Raw genomic sequence first — 22,630 nt, 5'->3', positions numbered from 1 at the left:
CATTCAATATAGAATGAAAGGAGAGGGTCACCTTGAATTGGCTCGGATCTTTGCAGCAATTGGGCAGAGCCATAATGCTTCCAACCATGGTGCTTCCGGCAGCGGCTATCCTTCTTAGTCTGGGCAGTCTGCCGTGGTCTGCATGGGGACTTTCTTCGGTATCCGAAGTGACTACTTACGCGGGGCAGGGGATTTTTTATTTCATGCCTTATTTGTTTGCTGTCGGTGTGGCATGGGGGTTGTCCAATCAGGCCGGACCGGCAGGGATGGCAGCACTCGCAGGAATGTTCACTTATGACCGGATTGTTTCCAACATGGGAGACGGGGCCGTACAGCCCGCAACACTAATCGGAATTATCCTTGGAATTGTCTCCGGTGTAGCGCATAACCGGTTCAAAAATATCAAGCTTCCGGAGGCGATCCAGTTTTTTGGAGGATCGCGTTTTGTTTTGCTGTTTATGGGACTGTTCTCTGCGCTGTTCGCCTGGGTGATGCTTGGACTGTCGCCGGTGCTGCAGCATGGCCTGGATATAATGTTCCGGGATATTCAGGCGACGGGCGGATACGGAGTCTTCGTCTACGGGGTTCTTTACAGGCTTCTCACAGCCTTTGGTCTGCATCATATTTTGAATAATCTGTTCTGGTTTCAAATGGGTACCTTTGCTACGCCTGACGGCAGTGCTGTTGTTCAGGGGGATTTGCCGCGTTTTTTTGCCGGGGATCCTACTGCAGGCGTTTTTATGGCGGGACTGTTTCCAATCATGATGTTCGCGCTGCCGGCAATTGCGTTCGCCATTATCCAGGAAGCGCGTGAGGACTTGAAGCCTAAGATCAAGAAGACGTTTTTGCGCGCCGCATTGGTCTGCTTTTTGACCGGGGTATCGGAGCAGATTGAGTTTGCTTTCCTGTTCGCTTCGCCCTACTTATTTGCACTGCATGTGGTGATGTCCGGACTGGCGATGGTGCTGACCTATTCACTGGGCATCCATCACGGCTTCTCCTATTCTGCAGGGGCCATTGATTTCTTTCTTAATCTGCATTTATCGCAGCGGGCCTGGCTGCTGATTCCGATAGGGATCGGCTATGGCATTGTTTACTATAATGTGTTCCGCTGGGCAATACGGCGCTTTCAGATTCCGACGCCAGGACGCGAAGAGGGCTCGGAGCTTGGGGATTGGGCGGGCAATATCCCTTATCAGGCCCCATTGATCCTGGAAGCGCTGGGCGGGAAAGAAAATATCGTACAAGTGCAAGCCTGCATCACAAGGCTAAGATTAACGGTGCACAATGACCGGAATATAGATACGGGGGCACTAAAAGGCCTGGGCTCGGCAGGTATTATCAAGCTGGGTGGAGGAAATGTCCAAGTCGTATTCGGGACCTATTCGGAGCTGATCCGTGAGGAGATCAATAAGCTTCTGCTCCGCGATCTGCCTCAGGTGCTGTTCAGTTCGCCGATTCAGGGCCGGATGATGCCGATTGAAGAAGTGCCGGACCATATTTTTGCCGCGAAGTTGGTGGGCGACGGTGTGGCTTTTTTCCCGGAAAAAGGGGAGCTCGTCTCACCAGTCTTCGGCAAGGTTATGCACGTATACCCGACCATGCATGCAGTGGGCATTTCGACTCCGGAGGGGCTAGAGGTGCTGATGCATATCGGGATCGATACTTCACAGCTAAAAGGGCCGTTTGAGGCGCTTGTGAAGGAAGGGGACAGCGTGGAGCCAGGACAGCTGCTGGTCAGGTTTGACCTGACTTACCTGCGTGACCATGCAGCCTCATTGGCTACCCCGATGGTCATCACCAACCCGGACCGCGTTAAGTCCTGGAGCTATGCTCCTTTTAAAAGTGTAAAAAAAGGACAGTCTTCCGTGATGTCCGTAGTTCTACATGAAAGCAATGTTGGAGGGATTGAAGCATGATACAAGGCATAGGCGCCGCAGCAGGTGTAGCCATCGGGAAGGCCTTTGTCTTGCCGAACTGGGAATGGAGCCTACCGGATACACAGGTCAGCCCTGTAGATCTGGCGAAGGAATTTGAACGTCTGTATGAAGGCATCCGTACCTCAAAGGATGAGATCGAGTTTATCAAAAAAGAATTCCGGGAGGTTGTCGGGCCTGAGGAATCAAGCATTTTTGACGCCCACCTGGCCATACTGGATGATCCGGTCTTCATGAGTGAAATCCGCGGTATTATTGAGCGCCAATACAAGGCTGCCGAGGTGGCAGTCAAGGAAGCAATCGACCACTTTGTCGCCATGTTTGATCTGCTGGACGATGAGTATATGAAGGAGCGGGCTGTCGACATCAAGGATGTCGGCAACCGTCTGCTGAAGCATCTCCTGGGGGCGCCAGAGGTCACTCTTCCGTCTGATACGCAGCCTTATATTCTGGTTGCTAAGGAACTGTCACCTTCACAGCTGGCCCATTTGAACCCTACTTATGTGCTTGGCATCGTAACTATGATGGGAGGCAAGACCTCACACTCGTCCATTATGGCGCGGGCGCTCGGGATTCCGCTGGTAGCCGGGCTGGAGAACAAGATACTGACTCCAATTCAGACCGGCGACATGCTGGTTATGGATGGTGAAGCCGGCGTCGTTCAGCTCTATCCGGATGAACGGACTGTGGAGGATTATGCATCCAGACGGGCGAAGCAGCAGCGCAAGAAAGAGCAGCTGGAGCTGCTCGCTACCGTGGAAGCCGTCACCAAAGACGGCGTACCGCTGCGTCTGGCCGGTAATATCAGCTCCGTGAAGGAACTGGATATGGCGCTCAAGTACGGGGCGCAGGGTGTCGGGCTGTTCCGGACCGAATTTCTGTATATGGACCGCACCTCCTTTCCTACTGAGCAAGAACAATTCGAAGTCTATAAGCTCGTTGCGGAAAAAGTAGGTGCCGAAACGGTAGTCATCCGCACACTGGATATTGGAGGAGACAAGCATCTGGATTACTTCCAGCTTCCTGAAGAGCAGAATCCATTTCTGGGCTACCGGGCAATCCGTATCAGCCTGGATCGTAAGGACATGTTCAAAACCCAGATTACCGCTATACTGCGGGCCAGTCATTACGGAAATATGAAAATGATGTTCCCCATGATTTCTTCCATTGAGGAAGTACAGGCTGCCAAAGCGGTACTTAACGAGGTCAAGGAAGAGCTCGATCAACTGGGTGTTCCTTATAACCGCAATATACCTGTAGGCATAATGATTGAGGTTCCGGCAGCAGTGATGATAGCAGATCTTTTGGCAGAAGAGGTCGACTTCTTCAGTATCGGCACGAATGATCTGGTACAGTATGTACTGGCGGTGGATCGGATGAATGAGCAGATTGCCCATATGTATCATCCATACCACCCTGCAGTGCTGCGGATGATCCGGATGACAGTGGAAGCAGCGCGGAGAGTGGGGATCGATATTAGTGTATGCGGCGAGATGGCTGCAGACGAACGGTCCTTGCCGCTCTGGCTGGAGCTGGGAATCAGTAACCTCAGCATGTCGCCGCAGGCGCTGCTGAAGGTGAAGCACCGTACCCTGAATACGCTGGCTTCGGAAGCCAGAGAAACGGCCAAGCTCTGTTTCAAACATCGGACCAGTACAGAGACGGAAAAGCTGCTGACAGCTTTTGCTGGACGGAGTGGGATTCCTCTTGGATCAGGTGCCGAGGCGAAGAGTAAAAGCTCGTAAGTTTCAGGAGGACTCAACTCAGAAGATCAATAGCTACCTAATCCGATAAAAGAAAACCTCCCTCTCCATCCGTAAACAGCTGCATATACCATAATAAAAGCCCTGACCCTCTGCATAGCAGAGGGTCAGGGCTTTCTAATCTTATATTTCCGCGAGCGCATCGCAAAAGGCTTTGCCATAAGGCGGCAGATCTGGTGGGCGGCGGGCTGAGATAATGTGTCCGTCTGTGACGACAGCTTCATCTTTCCAGATCGCTCCGGCATTTTCCATGTCATCACGGATTCCTGGGGTGGAAGTGACAGTGACACCATTCAGGATTTTCGCAGAGATCAGCACCCAGCCGGCATGGCAGATTTGGCCGATCGGCTTCTTGGCAGCATTGAAATCCTGCACCAGCTTCAGTACAGCGCTATAGCGGCGGATCTTATCGGGAGCCCAGCCGCCCGGTACGAGGATGCCATCATAATCAGAAGCGTTCAGTTCATCCCAGGAATAATCGGCTTTGGCGGGTACGCCATATTTTCCAACGTAAGTTTTGTTCTTCTCCAGTCCGGCCAGATGTACCTCGGCACCTTCTTCCCTGACACGGTACACCGGGTACCACAGCTCCAAATCTTCGAACTCATCGTCTACGAGTGCTATGACCTTTTTTCCGGTTAGTCTCATGCTTTGCAGCTCCCTTCATTAATCTTGACTTCAGTACATTCTAGCAAATTTGATATATGAAGTCATCCTGGTGACAGTAATGTTTTACTTAATTTCCAATTAAATCATTTTATGCAAATCAGAAGGGTTTGGAGGATGCGAGTCGAATATAGCAATGGAGCAGGAGAATTTTCGCGATTTTCCATGGGATAGACTTTCAGTGAATTTACTATTAAATCTGAGGTGTGGGAGATGTATAAAGAGCCATTAATGAAGAAGTCGTGTGGCTGCGGCGGAATCATGACCATACATATGCATACGCTGATCTACAGCGCAAAAATAAAAATCACACATGTTCCAGTCTATACCTGTGGAGTGTGCGGCCGTTACGACCCTCTGCCATTCATCAGAAGCGATCTGTCCAAGCTGATTCATGAACTTGGGGATTCTCCGCCTAAGAGGCATATTTCCTTTGCGGATAACAATGAATGGGCAAGCGTTCTGAAAGAAACTTTTGCTGCGGGATTGTTCGAAGGCGGAATGTCTGAGGTAGAGGAAACGATCCGGTGTGCAATACAGGGGCGTGTAGATTTACTGCTGGATGTCTACCGGGTAGCGGCAGATAGTTCCGACCGGAAGTGGATGGAGGAAACTGGTAAAAGACTATCTCAATTGACAGTTGAGCCTGCAGAAAGAACGTAATTAATGCAGAATAAAGCGGATTCTGAAATTTTTTCTGCAAAATCAATGAAAATATTTCACGAATGTTGGATTTTTCACGCGCTTTTTGATACGATAGTATCAGATCAGACAAACCTATGAATGCGACTGGCTCATTAGTGGCAATTACTCGGAGGAAATGTAGCAACACCAGGCCTTTATTCCGTATAGCGAATAGCGTTTTAACCTTTGAAAGAAATTTTGAAAGGAAAATGAAGCGTTATCATTGCACAATTGTACAAAGTGTCGTATCATAATTTTAATTAGTCGAACGATAAAATTTATCGCAATGGAGAGAGTAATTTGACGGTAACCATTTACGATGTAGCTCGAGAAGCAGGCGTATCTATGGCTACGGTATCACGGGTTGTGAATAATAACCCGAACGTGAAACCGCAGACCCGGAAGAAAGTTTTTGAAGCGATTGAACGTTTGGGCTATCGTCCAAATGCCGTGGCGAGAGGTCTCGCCAGCAAGAAAACGACAACCGTTGGGGTTGTTATCCCCGATATCTCGAACTCGATTTTTGCAGAAATTGCGCGCGGGATTGAAGATATTGCCAACATGTATCATTACAATATTATTTTGTGTAATGCGGATAAACGCAAAGAGAAGGAAATTCGTGTAATTAATACGCTTTTGGAGAAACAAGTGGATGGTCTGCTCTTCATGGGCGGGACTGTAACTGAAGAGCATATTCAAGCTTTTCAGACATCTGCTGTGCCAATCGTACTTTGCGCGACGCGTGATGAAAAGGGTAGCTATCCGTCGGTGGATATCGACCATGAGACTGCTGCCTTTGACGCTGTGAACACACTGATCCGTCATGGCCACCGCGAAATTGCGATGATCAGCGGTACCCTGCAGGATCCTGCCAACGGCTATGCCCGTTTCCAAGGCTATAAGAAAGCGCTGGAAGCAGCAGGTATTGAGTATCAGGAGGACCTGGTGCGTATCGGGAACTATCGTTACGAATCCGGTGTCGAAGCCATGAAGTATTTCCTCGGACTCAAGAAGAAACCAACGGCAGTATTTGCTGCAACCGATGAAATGGCGATCGGAGCAATCCACAGCATTCAGGATGAAGGTCTTAAAGTTCCGGATGACTTCTCCATTATCAGTGTGGATAACATCCGTATGGCTTCAATGGTTCGTCCGTTGCTGACGACAGTAGCACAGCCCATGTACGATCTGGGTGCGGTAGCAATGAGACTGCTGACGAAGCTGATGAAGAAGGAAACCGTTGAGAACCCGCGGGTTATTTTGCCGCATGAGACGATTCTCCGTTTGTCTGTTAATCATTTGAACAAGTAAGCAATCGGAATAGGTTGGAACATAAGTGCGTAGAAAGCTCCTTTTGGGGCTTTTTATGTTTTATATCGTTAATTATACCGTAGGGGGATACATATGAATGAAGTCATTGGATTAATTGGAGCGATGGATGAGGAGATCAAGCTGTTGTTAGACAGTATGGAAGACAGAGAGAGCACTATTAAGGCAGGTATTGCGTACTATTCAGGTACCATCTCGGGCCAAAAGGTAGTTCTTTGTAAATCTGGGGTCGGTAAGGTGAATGCTGCGGTGACGACGCAAATTCTGATCGATAGCTTCGGAGTGGGGTGCGTGTTGTTCACAGGTGTTGCGGGAGCGTTACACCCGGATCTGGGTATTGGGGATATCGTCATCTCTTCACAGTGTATTCAGCATGACATGGATGCTAGCGCTCTTGGATACCCGCGGGGAGTGATTCCTTATCAGGAGGTATCCTTTTTCCCTGCAGATCCAGTCCTTGTGCAGCTGGCAGAAGGTGCTTGCCATGCCATGAAGCAGAAGTCGATTACGGGAATCGTACTGTCAGGGGATCAATTTATTGCCAGTACGGCCGCTGTATCCGAGCTCCGGGAGCAGCTGGGCGGAGCATGTGCGGAAATGGAGGGCGCTGCTGTGGCACAAGTCTGCTTCATGAATGAGATTCCTTTTGTCATTATCCGCTCGATGTCTGATAAAGCAGATGGTTCGGCGCATGCGAATTATCGTGAATTTACGGTAACCGCTGCCGAACGCTCCCATGCCATCCTCGAATATATACTGAAAGCAATGTGAACGATTTCTCCGGAGGTTTATCTGCAGCCTAGTACATGAATCGCTGTCTGAATCGCACCCGGTCAAAAGTTTCCTGTGAAGACATCGGCACTTCATGACCGATACGTACCATGAGGCAATTGGCAGGGTGGGAGCAAATCTCTGGATCATCTGTAGCATACCAGACCATATCCACCGTTTGCATAAGTTTTTCCATCATCTGGCGGTAAGCCCATACATCAAGTCCGCTGCCTTTAAGATCCCAGTGCCAGTAATATTCAGTGGTGAATACGATGCAGTTCTCCAGCTGTTCCCGCTCAAAAGCAGTGGTAATCAGCAGCTTCGCAAGCCCCATCCCCCTGTATACATTTGCTACTTCTATAGCACCCAGCTCTATAAGATCTACCATACCACCCTGCGACCACAGCTCCAATTCATCGGGATAATGAAACGTAACATATCCGGTGATCATGTGGTCAGCAACAGCGGCTATTACACGCCCTTCAGGCAGTCCAGCAATCTCTATAAGCGCTTCCAGCTGCTCCTGCGGTTTACGGAAGGCGTCCAGATCAGGATGCATTTGGAGCCTCCTCAGCCTGTCTGGAGACAAAGGTCCACTAACGGTAAGGGTGCTTTCTTGATGATGAAGAATATGGGATACATGGATTTTGCGGTGCTCCATGGACAGGCTCCCCTCCAAGTTAGGCTAATCTAGAATGTAACCGCTTCCTGTGATATACTAGTTCCGACATAAAATATTCACATTTAATCCATTGACAGCATTGCTTAAGAGAAGAGTCTCGCCCTTAAAGCTTAAATCAAACGAGTGAGGGAGGCAAGAGTAATGGGGCAAGTCCACAGCGAAATTTTACCGGGCCGCGTGAAGCAAGCCAATATGGCGGATTATTCCCGGGCAGTTAGCGAATTCCGGTGGGAGGATGTGGAGAAAGACTTCTCCTGGCATGAGAGTGGCAAGGTGAATATGGCCCATGAAGCGATTGACCGGCATGTCCAGGAAGGCCGCGGAGCGGCGACGGCTTTAATCTACAGTGATTCCACTAGGGAAGAGAAGTATACGTTCTCTGACCTTCGGGAGAGATCCAATCGTTTTGGGAACGTGTTGCGTGCGCACGGTATTGGCCGGGGGGACAGGGTGTTTATTTTTATGCCCCGCAAGCCGGAGTTGTATTTCAGTCTGTTGGGTGTGCTCAAAGTCGGTGCGGTGGCGGGACCGTTGTTTGAGGCGTTTATGGAAACAGCTGTTAAGGACCGTCTGGAGGACAGCGGTGCCATAGCTCTCGTTACAACCCCGGAATTGCTGCAGCGGGTCAAGCGTGAAGAGCTGCCTGCGCTGAAGCATATTTTTGTGGTAGGAGGCACTGCAGATAGTGAACAAGGGCTAATCAGCTATGAAAAAGAGACCGCTGCGGCATCTGCGGAGCTTGAACCCGAATGGCTTAGTCTGGAGGATGGGCTGATTATGCATTATACCTCCGGCTCCACTGGCAAGCCCAAGGGTGTATACCATGTGCAAAGAGCAATGATACAGCATTATTATACAGGTAAGGTTGTACTTGACCTGCGTCCTGATGATATCTATTGGTGCACAGCAGATCCGGGATGGGTCACTGGAACATCCTATGGGATCTTTGCTCCTTGGCTGAACGGTGTGACCAATGTTGTTCGTGGCGGGCGCTTTAGTCCGCAGGATTGGTATAAGACCATTGAACGTTTTGCGGTTACTGTATGGTATAGCGCACCTACCGCCTTCCGGATGCTCATGGGGGCAGGAGAGGCGAGCCTGCAGGGGACCAATCTAAGCAGTCTGCGGCATGTCTTGTCAGTAGGGGAACCGTTGAATCCTGAAGTGGTGCGTTGGGGGGATAAATTCTATCAGCAACGCATTCATGATACATGGTGGATGACAGAAACCGGAGCACAGCTGATCTGCAATTATCCGGGAATGGACATCAAGCCCGGCTCCATGGGGCGGCCCTTGCCTGGTATCGAAGCTGCAATACTGGATGACAGGGGTAATCTGTTACCGCCTTATTCCATGGGGAACCTCGCGATCCGGACCCCCTGGCCCTCTATGATGGGACAGATCTGGAACAATCAGGCGAAATACGAGGAGTATTTCCGCATTCCAGGCTGGTACATTTCCGGGGACTCTGCTTACATGGACGATGAAGGTTATTTCTGGTTTCAGGGTCGCATTGATGATGTCATCAATTCCTCTGGTGAGCGGATAGGACCTTTTGAGGTGGAGAGCAAACTGGTAGAGCATCCTGCAGTTGCTGAAGCTGGGGTAATCGGTAAACCGGATGTCATGCGGGGAGAGATCATCAAGGCGTTCATTTCTTTACGGGATGGTTATTTCCCTACGGCAGAGCTGAAGGAGGAAATTGCGGCTTTCGTCAAAACCGGGTTATCTGCCCATGCGGCGCCGCGTGAAATTGAATTCAAGGAAAAGCTGCCCAAGACGCGCTCCGGCAAAATTATGCGCCGCGTGCTGAAAGCCTGGGAGCTGCATCTTCCCGCAGGAGATCTATCCACCATAGAGGATTAATTGATTCCCAGAGACATGGAAAAAACACCACCGCCGGTGATGAACCGGTAGTGGTGTTTTTTGGGGTTTCGAAAGTATGATGGTGTCTGCAGACCTAATATTAAGGGGTTTTAGCTCCACCGTTGCCAGAGCCGGCATTCCCGCCGCCGCTGGCATTACCTCCGGCGGCATTGCCGCCACCAGCGGCGTTACTACCACCAGCGGCATTGCCGCCACCAGCGGCGTTACTACCACCAGCGGCGTTACTACCACTAGCGGCGTTGCCACCACCAGCTGCGTTTCCGCCGCCAGCGGCATTGCCGCCGCCGGCAACGTTGGTTCCGGATCCCGTAGGAATGTCAGAGCCATCCGATGGCGGGATAATAATCATCCCGGGATCCTCCGTAGCTCCCGGTAGAGCTCCCGGCTCTGGTGTAGCTTCTGCATCTGGAAGATCTACGGGTGGAGGGGTGGTTTCTGGTGTTGGTGTAGCCCCGGCCACGCTGCCGGAAGCTGACTCATGACCGGCAACATCTACTGCAGCTACATAAAAGGACGCATTCACACTGGCCGGAGTGCCCGGTGTGAAAGTAGTTCCTTCGCCAACTGACAGAATGGCCTGCTTTTGGAACGAACCACCATTCAGCGAGCGGTACAAACGGTAGCCAATTACATCCGGCGAACCGCTCGGATTAAAGGTGATAACCGCTTTGCCTGTATTGTAGGATATATTGACTCCGCTTGGAGCCGTTGGTGCACTTCCATCATCCACACGGGGATCAACCTCGGTAGGATAATCGGATTTCGCATCTTCAGGCATATAATATTCCAGCGATTCATGCTCTTTCATCGACGGGAATGCGGCAAGCAGCTCCTTCACCAGATCCTGAATTGGTTTTTCACGCTTGACGACAATTTTTTCTTTGAGGAAATCCTCAGGAGTGCCTTCGAGAGGGATATAATTAACTCCGTTATAACTAATATACTTGGCTCTTGAGATTCCATCATCGCTTGAAGTAGGTACATACTTCACATTAAATACATCTGTGGTGAACCTGTCGGTCAAGTCAGTCGGGAGCTTGCCGCTGTATGCAGATACTGTCCTTTTGACGATTCCTTCAGGTTTCGGAAATTCCTTGGTAACAAAAAGCTCAGGCTGCTTGTCAATAACGGCGTTCATCACTTTTGTCCACAGGGTCTGTGCCTGACGTTTTTGGGTATCGCCCTGTAGTGTATTGATTTGTTCCTTGTAGCCCACCCACATTCCAAGTGTTACATCCGGTGTATAGCCCATAAACCACACATCTCCATAGTTTTGGGTAGACCCGGTTTTGCCGACAATGGGTACATCTTTGAAGTGTTTATAGTTTTTCTTAACTGTGCTTGCTGTACCGTCGGTAATAACCGTACGCAACATATCCGTCATTAGATAAGCGGTTTGTTTGGAGTATACCTGCTCCGGATTCACTTTATGCTGGTAGATAATTTTACCCTGTGAATCCACAATCTTCTCGATCATATAGGCATCATTGAATGCCCCCTGATTCCCAATCGAAGAGTAGGCATTTGTTAATTCCTCAACAGTAACCCCATAACGTAACCCGCCGATAACCCCGGTCTGAGCGTTGTAATCATTATCCTGTATAGTTGTAATGCCCAATTTCTTGGAGAAGGCCCATGCTTTCTCGATGCCAACCTTATCGTTGAACAGCTTAAGGGCTGGCAGATTTAAGGATTTGTTAAGCGCATAACGGGCTGTTACCAGTCCCTGATACCGGTTGTTGGCATTCTTTGGAATGTGGAAGCCTTTGCCACCGTCTTTGAGAATAATCGGCGCATCATCCAGAATGCCTGCAGGCTGAATTAATCCGGCGTCCAGTGCAGGGAGGTAGGCTGCTATCGGTTTCATGGTTGAGCCCGGCTGACGAACCATTTGTGTGGCATAGTTCATTTGCTCAATATTAAAGTCTCTGCCTTCAATCATGCCCAGGATAGCCCCAGTTTTGTTATTGATCATCATGCCAGCTGTCTGTTCCTTACCTCTGGCCTTACTGTCCTTCGTGAAGTTTTCGCTGTCCTCGGAGATGCTGTGCATGGCGCTGTATACTTTTTTATCTATCGTTGTGTATACGCGGTACCCTCCGGTCATAAGCTGCAGGCGTGCTTCCTCCAACTGCACACTGTTATCTTCAGTGGCAGGGGTGTTTGGATCGATCACACCATTATTGCCTTCATTGATGGACAGAATGATCTCGGCCGCTTTGCGCTCCGTCTCCAGCATCAAATAAGGATATGTAGCATAAGCCTTCTTCGTATGCGGTGCTAAAGAACCCTTGATATCAAACTGAAGCGCTTCGTTATACTGGGAGTTAGTAATTTTGTTCTCCTCCAGCATCCGGCGAAGTACAAGCTTCTGCCGCTCCATAGCACGATTAAATGCGGTTTCATTAAATTCACCGACTCCATTAAACGCGGAATATTTGGAGGGCAGTTGGGGGAGTCCGGCCAAATACGCGGCTTGGGCTGTATTCAGCTTATCCAGATCATCCAAGCCAAAAATCCCTTTTGCCGCTGCTTTGATACCGTACACGTTGTAACCGTTCGATCCATTCCCGAAAGGAACCTTATTCAAATAGGCCGTTAAAATTTCCTGCTTGGATAAATAACGTTCCAGTCTTAGAGACAGCAGAATCTCTTTGATCTTGCGGTCCTCGGTCCGGTCCAGATTGAGGAACACGCGCCGCGCCAATTGCTGGGTCAGGGTGCTGCCGCCGGTCTGGACAGATTCGTTCAGCAGCTTTTGCTTTACGGCACGCAGGGTGCCGCTGAAATCGACCCCTTTATGATTGTAGAAATTATTGTCCTCTATAGCGAGGACGGCATCAATAACAAGCTGCGGAATATTGTTGAATTCTACAAGTCTGCGGTCCTCTTCAGTCCGAAGCTGGCCTATCGGTTGGCCATCCCGGAAATACGCAAAGCCGGTAACGGCATTCTGGCTGACTTGCTGTTGGATCAATTCTTCGGAACGGACAGGATCGTCCTTCACTATGGAAGTGACGTAGCCTGCCACAGCACCACCGGCAAACAGTATGCCAAGTATGCCGAGTATAAACATCCACTTCACGACGGAACCGAACCTGCGGAGCCAGGATCTACGGGGTGGACGCTGCTTTGCGGTCTTCTTTTTGTTCTCCTCAACCATCGACGTTAATCCTCCTTTTAACGGAACTATTATAGCACAATTTGCCGATTTTGAATGCGCCCCTGCTTTATGGGCTTTTTAGCCTTATATTGACTTTTGAAAAGCTGCTGTGATACAAATAGATTCAATTAGATATCATAAAGGCATAGAAGGACATCAGTAGAAGGGAAGCCAGGTATTTCAGAGAGCCGGTGGGTGGTGCGAACCGGCAGCAGGCCCCTTTGAATTACAGTCTGGAGCTGACCGGAGGAACAATAATCTGAATTCAGATTTGTCCAGTAGTCCGGTTCCGGGTGGATCCCGTTATGGCAATGAAGTGAAAAGCCCTCCGGCGTGCCGGCTGCGAGTGCTTTTAATTAGGGTGGTACCGCGAGTCTTTTTCTCGTCCCTTATGGGATGAGTGGAAGGCTCTTTTTGCGTTGCTTGGCTTGAAACGAAATGTGCACTGACAGATTTTCGAGGAGGGGTAGTTATGAAATGGGAAGAGTTGACCCGGGAACAGCAGCTGGAAGTGGAACGGCAACTGAAAGTCGTCTCACGCGGAGCGGCAGAAATTGTGCCTGAGTCGGAACTGAGGGGCAAGCTGATAAAGTCAGTGGTAACAGGGATTCCGCTTAACGTTAAGCTGGGGCTGGACCCGTCCGCTCCCGACATCCACATCGGGCATACAGTGGTGCTCCACAAACTTCGCCAGTTCCAGGAGCTGGGACATCACGTACAATTGATTATCGGAGATTTCACTGGACGGATTGGTGACCCTACAGGCAAATCCGAGACACGCAAACAGCTTAGTGAAGAAGATGTTCAGCGTAACGCTGATACGTACAAGAAGCAAATTTACAAAATTCTAGATTCTGAAAAAACAGAGGTCCTATGCAACTCTGAATGGCTGAGCCCGATGACTTTTACAGAAGTAGTAAATATGTCGGACAAAGTCACTGTAGCCCGGATGATGGAGCGTGATGACTTCACGAAACGTTACCAGGGCGGCCAAGCCATCAGCATACATGAATTTTTCTACCCGTTGATGCAGGGAATGGACTCGGTTCACAATAAGACTGATATCGAGCTGGGCGGCACGGATCAGAAATTCAATATACTGATGGGACGTACTCTGCAGAAAGAATACGGCGAAGAGCTGCAGGTTGTGATGCTGATGCCGCTGCTTGAAGGGCTTGACGGAGTTAAGAAAATGAGTAAGAGTCTTGGCAATTACATTGGTATCGATGAAGAGCCGAATGAAATGTACGGGAAAACCATGTCTGTTCCGGATGAGCTGATGCTTAGATACTACGAAATGGTTACGGACCTGAGCAATGAGGAGCTGGCTTCACTGAAGGAAGCTCTGGCATCAGGAAAAGCACATCCCAGGGATGTCAAAATGCAGCTGGCCCATAACTTTGTACGTACATACCACGGTATGGCAGCGGCAGATGCCGCACAGGAGCATTTCGTCACTGTCTTTCAGCGGCGGTTGCTGCCTGAGGATATCGGGACGTATACTCTCGCAGAGGCTGAGCTTGAGAACGGCATGATCAGACTGGCGGAGCTTCTGACCCGGATTGGTTTTGCAGACTCCAAAAGTGAAGCCAAACGAAGTATCAAGCAAGGTTCGGTTAAATGGAACAAAGTGAAACAGGAGGACATCAACGGTGAACTCCGGCCTAAGGATGGGGATATAATCCAGTCGGGCAAGCGGAAGTTCGTCAAGTTGATCTTGGTCTAGGCATGGCTGAATAACAAGCGAAGGGATCTCTCTCTGATATACCTTGTTCAATGGAAATGAAAAAAGCCTCCAGATTGCTCTGGAGGCTTTGCTCGTTTTCGCTTGTAGGCGAAATCTTAACGGTTGTAGAATTCGACGATTTGCTTTTCATCGATATCTTGGGACAGCTCGGCGCGTTCTGGCAAACGAATGTATTTGCCTTCGAAAGAACCTTCAGCATATTCCAGATAGCCTGCAAGGTGGGAACGGTTTTCCAAAGCTTCTTTGATGGAAGCCATAGCGCGACTTCTTTCACGAAGTCCGATAACGTCGCCTACACTTACACGGTAAGAAGCGATGTCGACTTTTTTACCGTTAACGGTAACATGTCCGTGGGATACCAGCTGACGCGCACCAGCGCGGGAGTTAGCAAAACCAAGACGGTATACCAGGTTGTCCAAGCGGCTTTCGAGCAGGAACATGAAGTTTTCGCCCGCGATACCCTGGAGCTTCTGTGCTTTAGTGAAAAGAGTTTTAAATTGCTTTTCACCCAAACCGTACATGTGACGCAGTTTTTGTTTTTCCAAAAGCTGCATTCCGTAGTTACTTACTTTTCTGCGTTGGTTAGCGCCGTGCTGTCCTGGTGGGAAAGGGCGTTTAAGGTCTTTGCCTGTACCGCTAAGGGAAATGCCCAGACGGCGGCTGAGTTTGAATTTAGGTCCGGTGTAACGTGCCATGTTATAGTAGACTCCTTTATAATTGAAATTTCATGTTAGGGCCTATTTGCGCCGCAAATCGTATCCGTGAAAGCGTTAGATGGTTTCACTCTGCCGGGGAAGTTCAGCCGCTGCCCTGGCAGTAACGAGATGCGTGAGGGTGACACAACGTTACGCCCAATTAAGACTGCTTACAGTCTTGTTCAACAATAAATATTATATGAAAACGACAGATAAAGTCAAGTGCAAGTTAAAAGAGATTTTGTCTAACTTTGTCGTTAGTTCTTAGGTCCTAAAAAAAATCCCGGTTTTGAGGAAAATATAATGCAATACCCAATGAAAGGGAGTAAAATATAACTAATTAGATGTTATCGGAAAGCTATTTTGCAATTTAAGTGTTTATATGTTTCACATTCTAAAAATATCCTTCTCTTTCTCGCTGGAACGGTACAGGCCTCTTGGTGATTGGCAAAGCCGTTTCTGCTTGTACGAGATGTAAAGGGGATCCTTTTTATGTCAGAACGGGAAGCATACGAACGCAAGGAGAATCGTGTGCTGTTACAGGATACCATGCGATCAAGCGGAGAACATCAAGATCCGGCCGCATGGCTCAGGGAAATGGATATTGTATCGTATGACTTTCCTTATGCAGTCAATTTGATAGTGGAGAGCTTCACAGAATGGCAGAGCCAGGTTGCACCGGAATTCGCGAGGTCCTGGAACTGGGGTGTGCTTAATTTTGAAGGTGAATATATTTGCAGTACAGAGGATATAGGTCATTCGGTGCACAACTGGAAGGATGAATGGGAAGAGGTTGCCGCTTTTGCCTTGGAATCGAGAGAGGTTTATACGGCCCATCAAGTGGCAGATGGACGCCAAATGACCGTTATCGTTCTGCCGGTATTCTCGCGTACGCAGAATGAAATCTTTGCGCTGCTCGGCTGTGCCATGCTGCAATCTCAATATGAGCAAGGCGGGCTGCATGTTGCGGAAGCCATGGCTGCACATTTCCAGACCTGCTTCTACCGCAGATTTGAGCAGGTGTTCGTGTCTGATATGGCCGGTGTGCACCTTCATGCAGAGCGTGAGAGCAGCAGGCGTTCCCTACTCTTCCAGATTGTGCAGCGGATGCATGACAATATAGATGTGAACGCTGTGCTTACAGAGGTTATTGACAGTATTTCTGCCATGTACCCGGGAGCTAGACTGGAGCTTTTCATGTCTCAAGATCACCGCAGCACACATCCGCAGGTCAAACCGCTCCCGCTCCGCTGGGGGAATGATGATGTGTGTGCAAGGGCGTTCAAAGATGGGCGTGTTACCTTGTATGCCGGCCGTGATAACAGCCATTCCGTTGAAATTGGACTCCCGCTTTGCGGTAAGCAGGGGGTGTATGGAGTATTTCATTTGGTCATGGACAAACCCTCATTCCCGGAAGTTGATTTGCGATTTCTATCAATGGTTGCTGATACAGCAGGGACTGCTTTTGAAAATGCCAAACTGTATGAACGCTCCAATCAGCTGATTCGGGAACTGCGCATGAGCAATGAACTTACTCAGCGCCTGAATCAAAGCTTGCGGCTTGGTGATATTTTTAAATTTGCTTTTGAAGAGCTGCTCGAAATGTTTGATGCAGATTATTGCTGCATTTTACATATGAATGAAGAAAAGGGCGGGCTTGAGACGATTGCCTGCAATTATCATCCGATGCAGGGAGAGATTATTGAGGAGAGTGTTGGCCTTGGAGGAAAGGTCTATGCTACGGGCGAAGCGCTTATTCTATCCGATTATCAGAATTCGGCAGAAACCTACTCGCGTCTGATGGATGCTACAGGATCGAATTCCATGATTGCCACTCCGCTTAGTGTCGGTGGAGAGGTTCGTGGTGCGATTATGCTGACCCACCGTGATCCGCATTTCTTCTCTTATGACAGCTACAGGCTGCTGCAGGCAATGGCGGGCCATATTGGACTTGCAGTAGGCAATGCCCGTCTGCATGCCGAGGTACGGCGTCTGGCAAACCGGGACACTCTGACTGGATTGTACGCGAGGCATTATTTGGACGAAGTGATCAAGGATAAGCAGGTTACTGATTTCTGCGGTTCTTTAATCGTTGTGGATATCGATCAATTCAAGATGGTTAATGATACATACGGGCATCAACAGGGAGACAGAATACTGAGGCAGGTAAGCGAAATCGTCAAGTCATCCATCCGTCAGGGGGATATTGCCGCAAGGTGGGGCGGGGAGGAACTTGCGGTCTATTTGCCTCAGCTTGGCGTCCAGCAGGCAGTATTTGTGGCAGAACGTATCCGCAAGCGGGTAATGGCTGAGACTCATCCACATGTTACCGTATCTTGCGGTATTGCGGAGTGGAGTTGGACCGATGATAAAGTCAGTGTGGAATCGCTCTTCTATCGGGCAGATATGGCGCTGTATGAAGCGAAGAATAACGGCAGAAACCTGGTTGTGATAGATAACAAAAAAGTTGAGATCAATGTACAGAATCCTTGGGTGTAAGCCTGAGGATTTTTTTTGCGTTTAACTGCAAATCTTAAGGCGTATAAGCCGCAGCTGGCGGGAAATCCTATGGAAAGAAATCTAAGCATCCATAACCCGAAAGGCCTGACTGCCATGAGAAAAGTTAACAGGGTGGTAATAAGCACATTTTTGCTGTGTACCGCCATACTTAGCACGAGTTGTAGCGCTCTTAATGACAAACCTGCTGCTGAGAATTTGAGTCTGGTGCTGGCCGGGATGGACGGGAGCGACGGAGTAACCTTTGAAGGGGCTTCTTCCCTGCTGCTTGACGGTAAACCAGTCCCGGAAGCCGCTCTTTACTATGGAGGAACGGTAGCAGACCATAACAAGGTAAGCCTTTATACGCTGTTGCCGGATAGTCGCACACCTCGTACTGCGGTCAGTGGCGAAAAGAAGAACACGCTGAAATCAAGTTCAGCAGGAACTCCGGCCTACTATTCCAAGCTTGAGAAAAAAAATGGCAAGTGGACTCTATTATCGGAGAAGGGTTCTGCCCAGGGCAAGAATCCGCTGCCTTCGCTTAATCCGATCAGCCAGCTTGAAGAGTTGGAGAATCTGGAGAAAAAGGTGAGCGAAGAAGCTGGTGCAGCAAGAGGAACCCGGGTGCTGCGCATTGAGCTCAGTGAAGCGGAGGCCAACAGGCAGTTAACTGCTGAACTGGAGCGTCAGATGGATGCCATCCGTCCCGAAGGGGTGACAGCAAACCATCAGATGGTTGACAAGGGATTGGAGCCATTACAGCTTCTCTGGGAAAAGAAGAATAATGAACTTCATCAGAAGCTTCAACGGGCATCCGTCAAGACTGTGTACTACCTCAAGGTAGATACCAAACGAAATCTTCCGAGGAGCCTGACCAGCAGCCGCACAGTAAGCTATCCGGGAGTCCGGGAAGCAAGCGGCAACACTGCAGAGGAAAATTATCTAACACAGGTCAATTTTTATGGCTACCGCTGAGGTTCAGTGCCTCAAATGCCTTGCGCTCCAGTACAGGCATGCTACAATAAAACGGTATGCCTACTATTTAGCATGAGGAAGGAAGAGAGAAAAGAATGAAGGATCCAAGGATTCAAAAGCTTGCGGAGAACCTTGTAAGCTACTCCGTAAACGTGCAGCCGGGTGAAAATGTGCTCGTGGAAATGATTGGCAGCGAAAGAGATTTGATCAAAGCTGTGGTGGAGGAAGTGGGCAAAGCCGGAGGCCGTGCATTTGTGCAACTTACCGACCGTACGGTTCTGCGCAGCATGCTTAAATATGCAACACCCGAAGGTCTTCAAGCCTGGGCTGAAATTGATCTGAACCGGATGAAACAAATGGATTGCTATATCGGTATACGTGCCGGGGAGAACGTTAATGATCTTTCGGACGTCCCTGAAGAGAATATGAAGCTATATAATTCACTGTACTCCCATCCGGTACATAGCGAGCAGCGCGTAAAGCACACTAAATGGGTTGTTCTGCGGTATCCGAATGCAAGTATGGCTCAACTGGCCAATACTCCTACTGAAGCCTTTGAGGACTTTTACTTTGAGGTCTGCAATCTGGATTATGCCAAAATGGACAAGGCTCAGGACGCGCTTGCTGACCTGATGCGCAGAACGGACAAGGTCCGCATCGCCGGACCAGGTACAGAGCTCACTTTCTCCATTAAGGGAATTGGTGCAGAGAAATGTTCCGGACAGAAAAACATCCCGGACGGCGAGGTCTACAGCGCCCCTGTACGTGACTCTGTGAATGGAACGATCAGCTATAACGCGGCTACACTCTATAACGGTGTGACTTTCGAAAATGTCAAATTCAAATTCGAAAACGGGAAAATTATTGAAGCTACCAGCAATGATACCTTGCGGTTGAACGAGATTCTCGATTCTGATGAGGGTGCCCGCCATATTGGCGAATTTGCGATCGGCTTTAACCCCTATATCCTGCACCCCATGAAAGACATTCTGTTCGATGAGAAAATCGCCGGCAGCCTGCATTTCACACCGGGCCAAGCCTATGATGTAACGGATAACGGGAACCGTTCCTCGATTCACTGGGATCTTGTCCTCATTCAGCGTCCGGAATACGGCGGCGGCGAAATTTATTTTGACGATGTGCTGATCCGTAAGGATGGGATTTTTGTACTTCCTGAGCTTGAAGGTCTGAACCCCGAAAACTTGAAATAAAATGGTATCACAAGCGAAATTTGCTGCTTACATTCTATTTTCAGGAAAATTCCTTGCACGAGTAAGCGGATTCAATGTATCATGGTATTGGTTACACCAGACTTAAGTTTCATAATCAAGTTGCGGAGGGATTCCTATGTCCAGTAACAATGCGGCAATCGTGGATATTGCCCAAACGGCAAGCCGGTTCAACTCATCTATCGTTCTGCAAGCAGAGAACAAGTACATTGATGTTAAGAGTATTCTTGGTTTGTTTACAACTCTTGTATCCAGCCAAAGCTACGAGCTGCATGTGCATGGCGCAGATGCTGAAGAAGCCAAGAAGGCAATGAGCGAAGTTTTTGCCAAACACGGTTTGAAATTTACAGTAGTAGCGGAATAAATTATTTATTTCCGTGGGACGTCCTGCCTGTGCGGCAGGGCGTTTTTTCTATAAATATTTGAATATAGACTGCATTTCTGGCTGAGGATGAACTGCATTCTTGTATTGGGTTCCGATTTCGACTAATATTAGACTTAATAGCAATTGCAGCTGTAACTTTTGGGAATGGGGGGATAATGCATGACTTCACCGGATTTACAGGAACAGCTTAATCTAAGAGCAATCACTCTTCTACAAGAAGATGCAGATAAAATTCAGAAGCTCATTGAAGTGCAAATGGAGAATCTGGCGACACGTTACTGTCCTCTCTATGAGGAAGTGCTGGATACCCAGATGTACGGTTTCTCCAGAGAGGTAGACTTTGCGGTCAGAGCAGGGCTGGTTCCGGAAATTACGGGCAAGCTGATTCTGAGCGAACTGGAGCGTAATCTGGCTGTACTGTACGAGGCGTTGAATAAGAAGGCTGAGGAGCGCGAGATGCTGTAATCCTAACCTTTAGAAGCAGTGAATAGCAGGATGATGAATGGTGCACAACCTATAATTCTTATATTATAAAAAAGCACATGGGGACCTTTGGTCCGCCCATGTGCTTTTTTGTCTTACACGAGATAAAAAGAAACGCCGAGAATCATGTACACGGCAAGCAGGAGCAATCCCTCATACCAGTTGGTTGCACCATCCTGAATGATGGATTTGGCGATAAAGACCGATACGGCGATCGCGACAATCTCTATCGTGGTGAAGACAATATCCATTGTGTTGCCCATGAAATAGCTGGCAAAGATCAGAACCGGAGCAACGAATAAGGCGATCTGCAGACTGCTGCCGACAGCAATTTCTACCGCAGCCCCAATCTTGTTCTTCATAGCCAGCATAATTGCTGCGCTGTGCTCTGCGGCATTCCCAATGATGGCTACAAGGAATGCACCAACAAAGAGCTCGCTGAAGCCAAAACGTTCGGTCAAGGTTTCCAGTGTGCCGACCAGCCATTCACTGACGAAAGCAACCATAACCGTTGCCAGCACCAGATAGATAATTGATCTGCGCATAGACCAGGCTGGCTTGTGTTCATTCGGCAGTTCTTCATCGTTGTCTTCGGTAACGTCTGCCAGATATTTTTTGTGTGTAATCATGGAGAAGATCAGCCAGGCCATGTAGGCGGCGATCAGCAGTCCGGCCACCACGAGACTTAGTACATCGGTATCTTTTTCTGTGATGGAATGGGTGTTGAAGAACATGGCGGGTACAAACAGGGCTATAACCGCAACGATCATCAGGGAGCCATTCAGTCCAGCCAGCGTGACATTGAAGTTCTGAACTTTGAATTTCATGCCGCCGGCAAAAATACTGAGGCCCAGTACCAGCAGGAGATTACCGATGATGGAACCGGTGAGGCTGGCTTTGACCATATCGAAGAGACCTTCCTTTACCAGGAAAAAGGCGATGATCAGCTCAGCCGCATTGCCGAAGGTGGCATTAAGAAAGCCTCCCAGCCGCTGTCCGGCATAGTGGGCTACACTCTCGGTAGCTCTTCCCAGAAACCCTGCTACAAAAACGACCGAAATGGCAGAAAGCACGAACTGCAGCGTGTGGTCCCAATTCGCATAGTGTCCGATGGCGCTGAGGAGAAAAGTAACAGCTAACAGCGCCGGAGATATCCATTTTTTCAAGTAAAGCACACTCCAGTCTCAATATGTAGGTTGAATTCATAATCAATATACCCAAATTGTTCCTAAGTGTAAACGGGAATGCAAGAAAGTCATTTGCTTTTTAGCCTGTTTTCGAATTACAATAATTGATAATGAGTGTAGGGGGGTTATGGCATGGCGGAACAACTTCAACTGGAAATGGGTAACATACGGATATCAAATGACGTCGTCTCGAAGATTGCCGGACTGGCTGCTTTGGAGACCCCGGGAATCGCGGCCATGTCTGGCGGCTTGTCGGAAGGCTGGGCTAAACGTCTCAGCGGTAAGAACGTTCAAAAGGGTGTAACCGTTGAAGTGGGTCAGCTTGAAGCCGCAGTAGACTTGCGAATTATCGTACTGTATGAAACTCCGATTCACGAGGTGTGCCGGATGCTTCAACAGAATGTCCGTGAGGCTGTGGAGAGCATGACAGGACTTCATATCGTTGAAGTCAATGTTAAGGTAGAAGGCGTAGCCTTTAAGAACGACGAAATTTCGTAAAACTGTATAAAGGCTTATGAGGGCAGCATGCTGACCCAAATTACAAAAGG

The 22,630-nt window shown here is 49.0% G+C and carries 18 protein-coding genes and 1 other annotated feature; of the genes, 13 read left to right on the top strand and 5 right to left on the bottom strand.

Annotation, left to right across the window (positions count from 1 at the left end; all coding sequences use genetic code 11):
- Positions 1 to 32 precede the first annotated feature (32 nt).
- Complete coding sequence (locus tag ACAN54_RS05300) at positions 33 to 1,919, top strand: glucose PTS transporter subunit IIA (RefSeq protein ID WP_379153289.1); 1,887 nt, start codon at positions 33 to 35, stop codon at positions 1,917 to 1,919.
- Entirely contained in the window at positions 1,916 to 3,682 is a 1,767-nt protein-coding gene (gene ptsP, locus ACAN54_RS05295) for a phosphoenolpyruvate--protein phosphotransferase (protein WP_379153287.1), read from the top strand. Before ACAN54_RS05300 ends, ptsP begins: the two co-directional genes overlap by 4 nt.
- Positions 3,683 to 3,823: 141 nt before the next feature.
- Here ptsP and ACAN54_RS05290 read toward each other — a convergent pair whose 3' ends face one another.
- Entirely contained in the window at positions 3,824 to 4,348 is a 525-nt protein-coding gene (locus tag ACAN54_RS05290; protein ID WP_379153285.1) for a type 1 glutamine amidotransferase domain-containing protein, read from the bottom strand.
- Between the two features lie 249 nt (positions 4,349 to 4,597).
- On the opposite strand from ACAN54_RS05290, the gene ACAN54_RS05285 reads away from it, so the two are divergent.
- The 3 genes from ACAN54_RS05285 (at position 4,598) to ACAN54_RS05275 (ending at position 7,150) form a co-directional block, all read left to right on the top strand.
- Positions 4,598 to 5,029, top strand: coding sequence for a hypothetical protein (locus ACAN54_RS05285; RefSeq protein ID WP_379153283.1), 432 nt, complete (start codon positions 4,598 to 4,600; stop codon positions 5,027 to 5,029).
- Between the two features lie 321 nt (positions 5,030 to 5,350).
- Positions 5,351 to 6,361 (top strand): catabolite control protein A, encoded by a 1,011-nt coding sequence (gene ccpA, locus ACAN54_RS05280; protein WP_379153281.1) that lies wholly within the window; start codon positions 5,351 to 5,353, stop codon positions 6,359 to 6,361.
- 93 nt (positions 6,362 to 6,454) lie between these two features.
- Complete coding sequence (locus ACAN54_RS05275; protein ID WP_379153279.1) at positions 6,455 to 7,150, top strand: 5'-methylthioadenosine/adenosylhomocysteine nucleosidase; 696 nt, start codon at positions 6,455 to 6,457, stop codon at positions 7,148 to 7,150.
- A gap of 28 nt (positions 7,151 to 7,178) precedes the next feature.
- Here the strand turns inward: ACAN54_RS05275 and ACAN54_RS05270 are convergent, their stop codons facing one another.
- The gene (locus ACAN54_RS05270; protein WP_379153277.1) at positions 7,179 to 7,811 is read right to left on the bottom strand and encodes a GNAT family N-acetyltransferase; all 633 of its coding nucleotides are present in this window, start codon (positions 7,809 to 7,811) and stop codon (positions 7,179 to 7,181) included.
- A 162-nt stretch (positions 7,812 to 7,973) separates the two neighbouring features.
- On the opposite strand from ACAN54_RS05270, the gene acsA reads away from it, so the two are divergent.
- Complete coding sequence (gene acsA, locus ACAN54_RS05265; RefSeq protein WP_379153275.1) at positions 7,974 to 9,698, top strand: acetate--CoA ligase; 1,725 nt, start codon at positions 7,974 to 7,976, stop codon at positions 9,696 to 9,698.
- Between the two features lie 100 nt (positions 9,699 to 9,798).
- Here acsA and ACAN54_RS05260 read toward each other — a convergent pair whose 3' ends face one another.
- On the bottom strand, positions 9,799 to 12,882 hold the full coding sequence (locus ACAN54_RS05260) for a transglycosylase domain-containing protein (RefSeq protein ID WP_379153273.1): 3,084 nt from the start codon (positions 12,880 to 12,882) through the stop codon (positions 9,799 to 9,801).
- 137 nt (positions 12,883 to 13,019) lie between these two features.
- Positions 13,020 to 13,275: a binding site (T-box leader), on the top strand.
- Between the two features lie 79 nt (positions 13,276 to 13,354).
- Between ACAN54_RS05260 and tyrS the strand changes: the two genes are divergently transcribed.
- The gene (gene tyrS / locus ACAN54_RS05255; RefSeq protein WP_379153270.1) at positions 13,355 to 14,608 is read left to right on the top strand and encodes a tyrosine--tRNA ligase; all 1,254 of its coding nucleotides are present in this window, start codon (positions 13,355 to 13,357) and stop codon (positions 14,606 to 14,608) included.
- A 116-nt stretch (positions 14,609 to 14,724) separates the two neighbouring features.
- On the opposite strand, the gene rpsD is transcribed toward tyrS, so the two are convergent.
- On the bottom strand, positions 14,725 to 15,324 hold the full coding sequence (gene rpsD / locus ACAN54_RS05250) for a 30S ribosomal protein S4 (RefSeq protein ID WP_379153268.1): 600 nt from the start codon (positions 15,322 to 15,324) through the stop codon (positions 14,725 to 14,727).
- Between the two features lie 492 nt (positions 15,325 to 15,816).
- Here rpsD and ACAN54_RS05245 point away from each other — a divergent pair, with 492 nt between their 5' ends.
- The 5 genes from ACAN54_RS05245 (at position 15,817) to ACAN54_RS05225 (ending at position 20,877) form a co-directional block, all read left to right on the top strand.
- On the top strand, positions 15,817 to 17,823 hold the full coding sequence (locus ACAN54_RS05245) for a sensor domain-containing diguanylate cyclase (protein WP_379153266.1): 2,007 nt from the start codon (positions 15,817 to 15,819) through the stop codon (positions 17,821 to 17,823).
- A 69-nt stretch (positions 17,824 to 17,892) separates the two neighbouring features.
- Positions 17,893 to 18,798 carry a hypothetical protein gene (locus ACAN54_RS05240; RefSeq protein ID WP_379153264.1) on the top strand — a complete coding sequence of 302 codons (906 nt, stop codon included), beginning with the start codon at positions 17,893 to 17,895 and terminating at the stop codon, positions 18,796 to 18,798.
- A gap of 95 nt (positions 18,799 to 18,893) precedes the next feature.
- Positions 18,894 to 20,009 (top strand): aminopeptidase, encoded by a 1,116-nt coding sequence (locus ACAN54_RS05235; RefSeq protein WP_379153262.1) that lies wholly within the window; start codon positions 18,894 to 18,896, stop codon positions 20,007 to 20,009.
- Positions 20,010 to 20,145: 136 nt separating this feature from the next.
- Positions 20,146 to 20,391: an HPr family phosphocarrier protein gene (locus ACAN54_RS05230; protein ID WP_019911485.1), complete on the top strand. Its 246-nt coding sequence runs from the start codon at positions 20,146 to 20,148 to the stop codon at positions 20,389 to 20,391.
- A gap of 180 nt (positions 20,392 to 20,571) precedes the next feature.
- Positions 20,572 to 20,877, top strand: a complete 306-nt coding sequence (locus tag ACAN54_RS05225) for an Fpa/YlaN family protein (RefSeq protein WP_379153259.1) — start codon at positions 20,572 to 20,574, stop codon at positions 20,875 to 20,877.
- A gap of 113 nt (positions 20,878 to 20,990) precedes the next feature.
- Here ACAN54_RS05225 and cax read toward each other — a convergent pair whose 3' ends face one another.
- On the bottom strand, positions 20,991 to 22,061 hold the full coding sequence (gene cax / locus ACAN54_RS05220) for a calcium/proton exchanger (protein WP_379153257.1): 1,071 nt from the start codon (positions 22,059 to 22,061) through the stop codon (positions 20,991 to 20,993).
- A 153-nt stretch (positions 22,062 to 22,214) separates the two neighbouring features.
- Here cax and ACAN54_RS05215 point away from each other — a divergent pair, with 153 nt between their 5' ends.
- Positions 22,215 to 22,580: an Asp23/Gls24 family envelope stress response protein gene (locus ACAN54_RS05215; protein WP_019911482.1), complete on the top strand. Its 366-nt coding sequence runs from the start codon at positions 22,215 to 22,217 to the stop codon at positions 22,578 to 22,580.
- Positions 22,581 to 22,630 lie beyond the last annotated feature (50 nt).

It is taken from the genome of Paenibacillus diazotrophicus, assembly GCF_042610465.1.
This window is presented reverse-complemented; position numbering and strand designations above follow the sequence as displayed.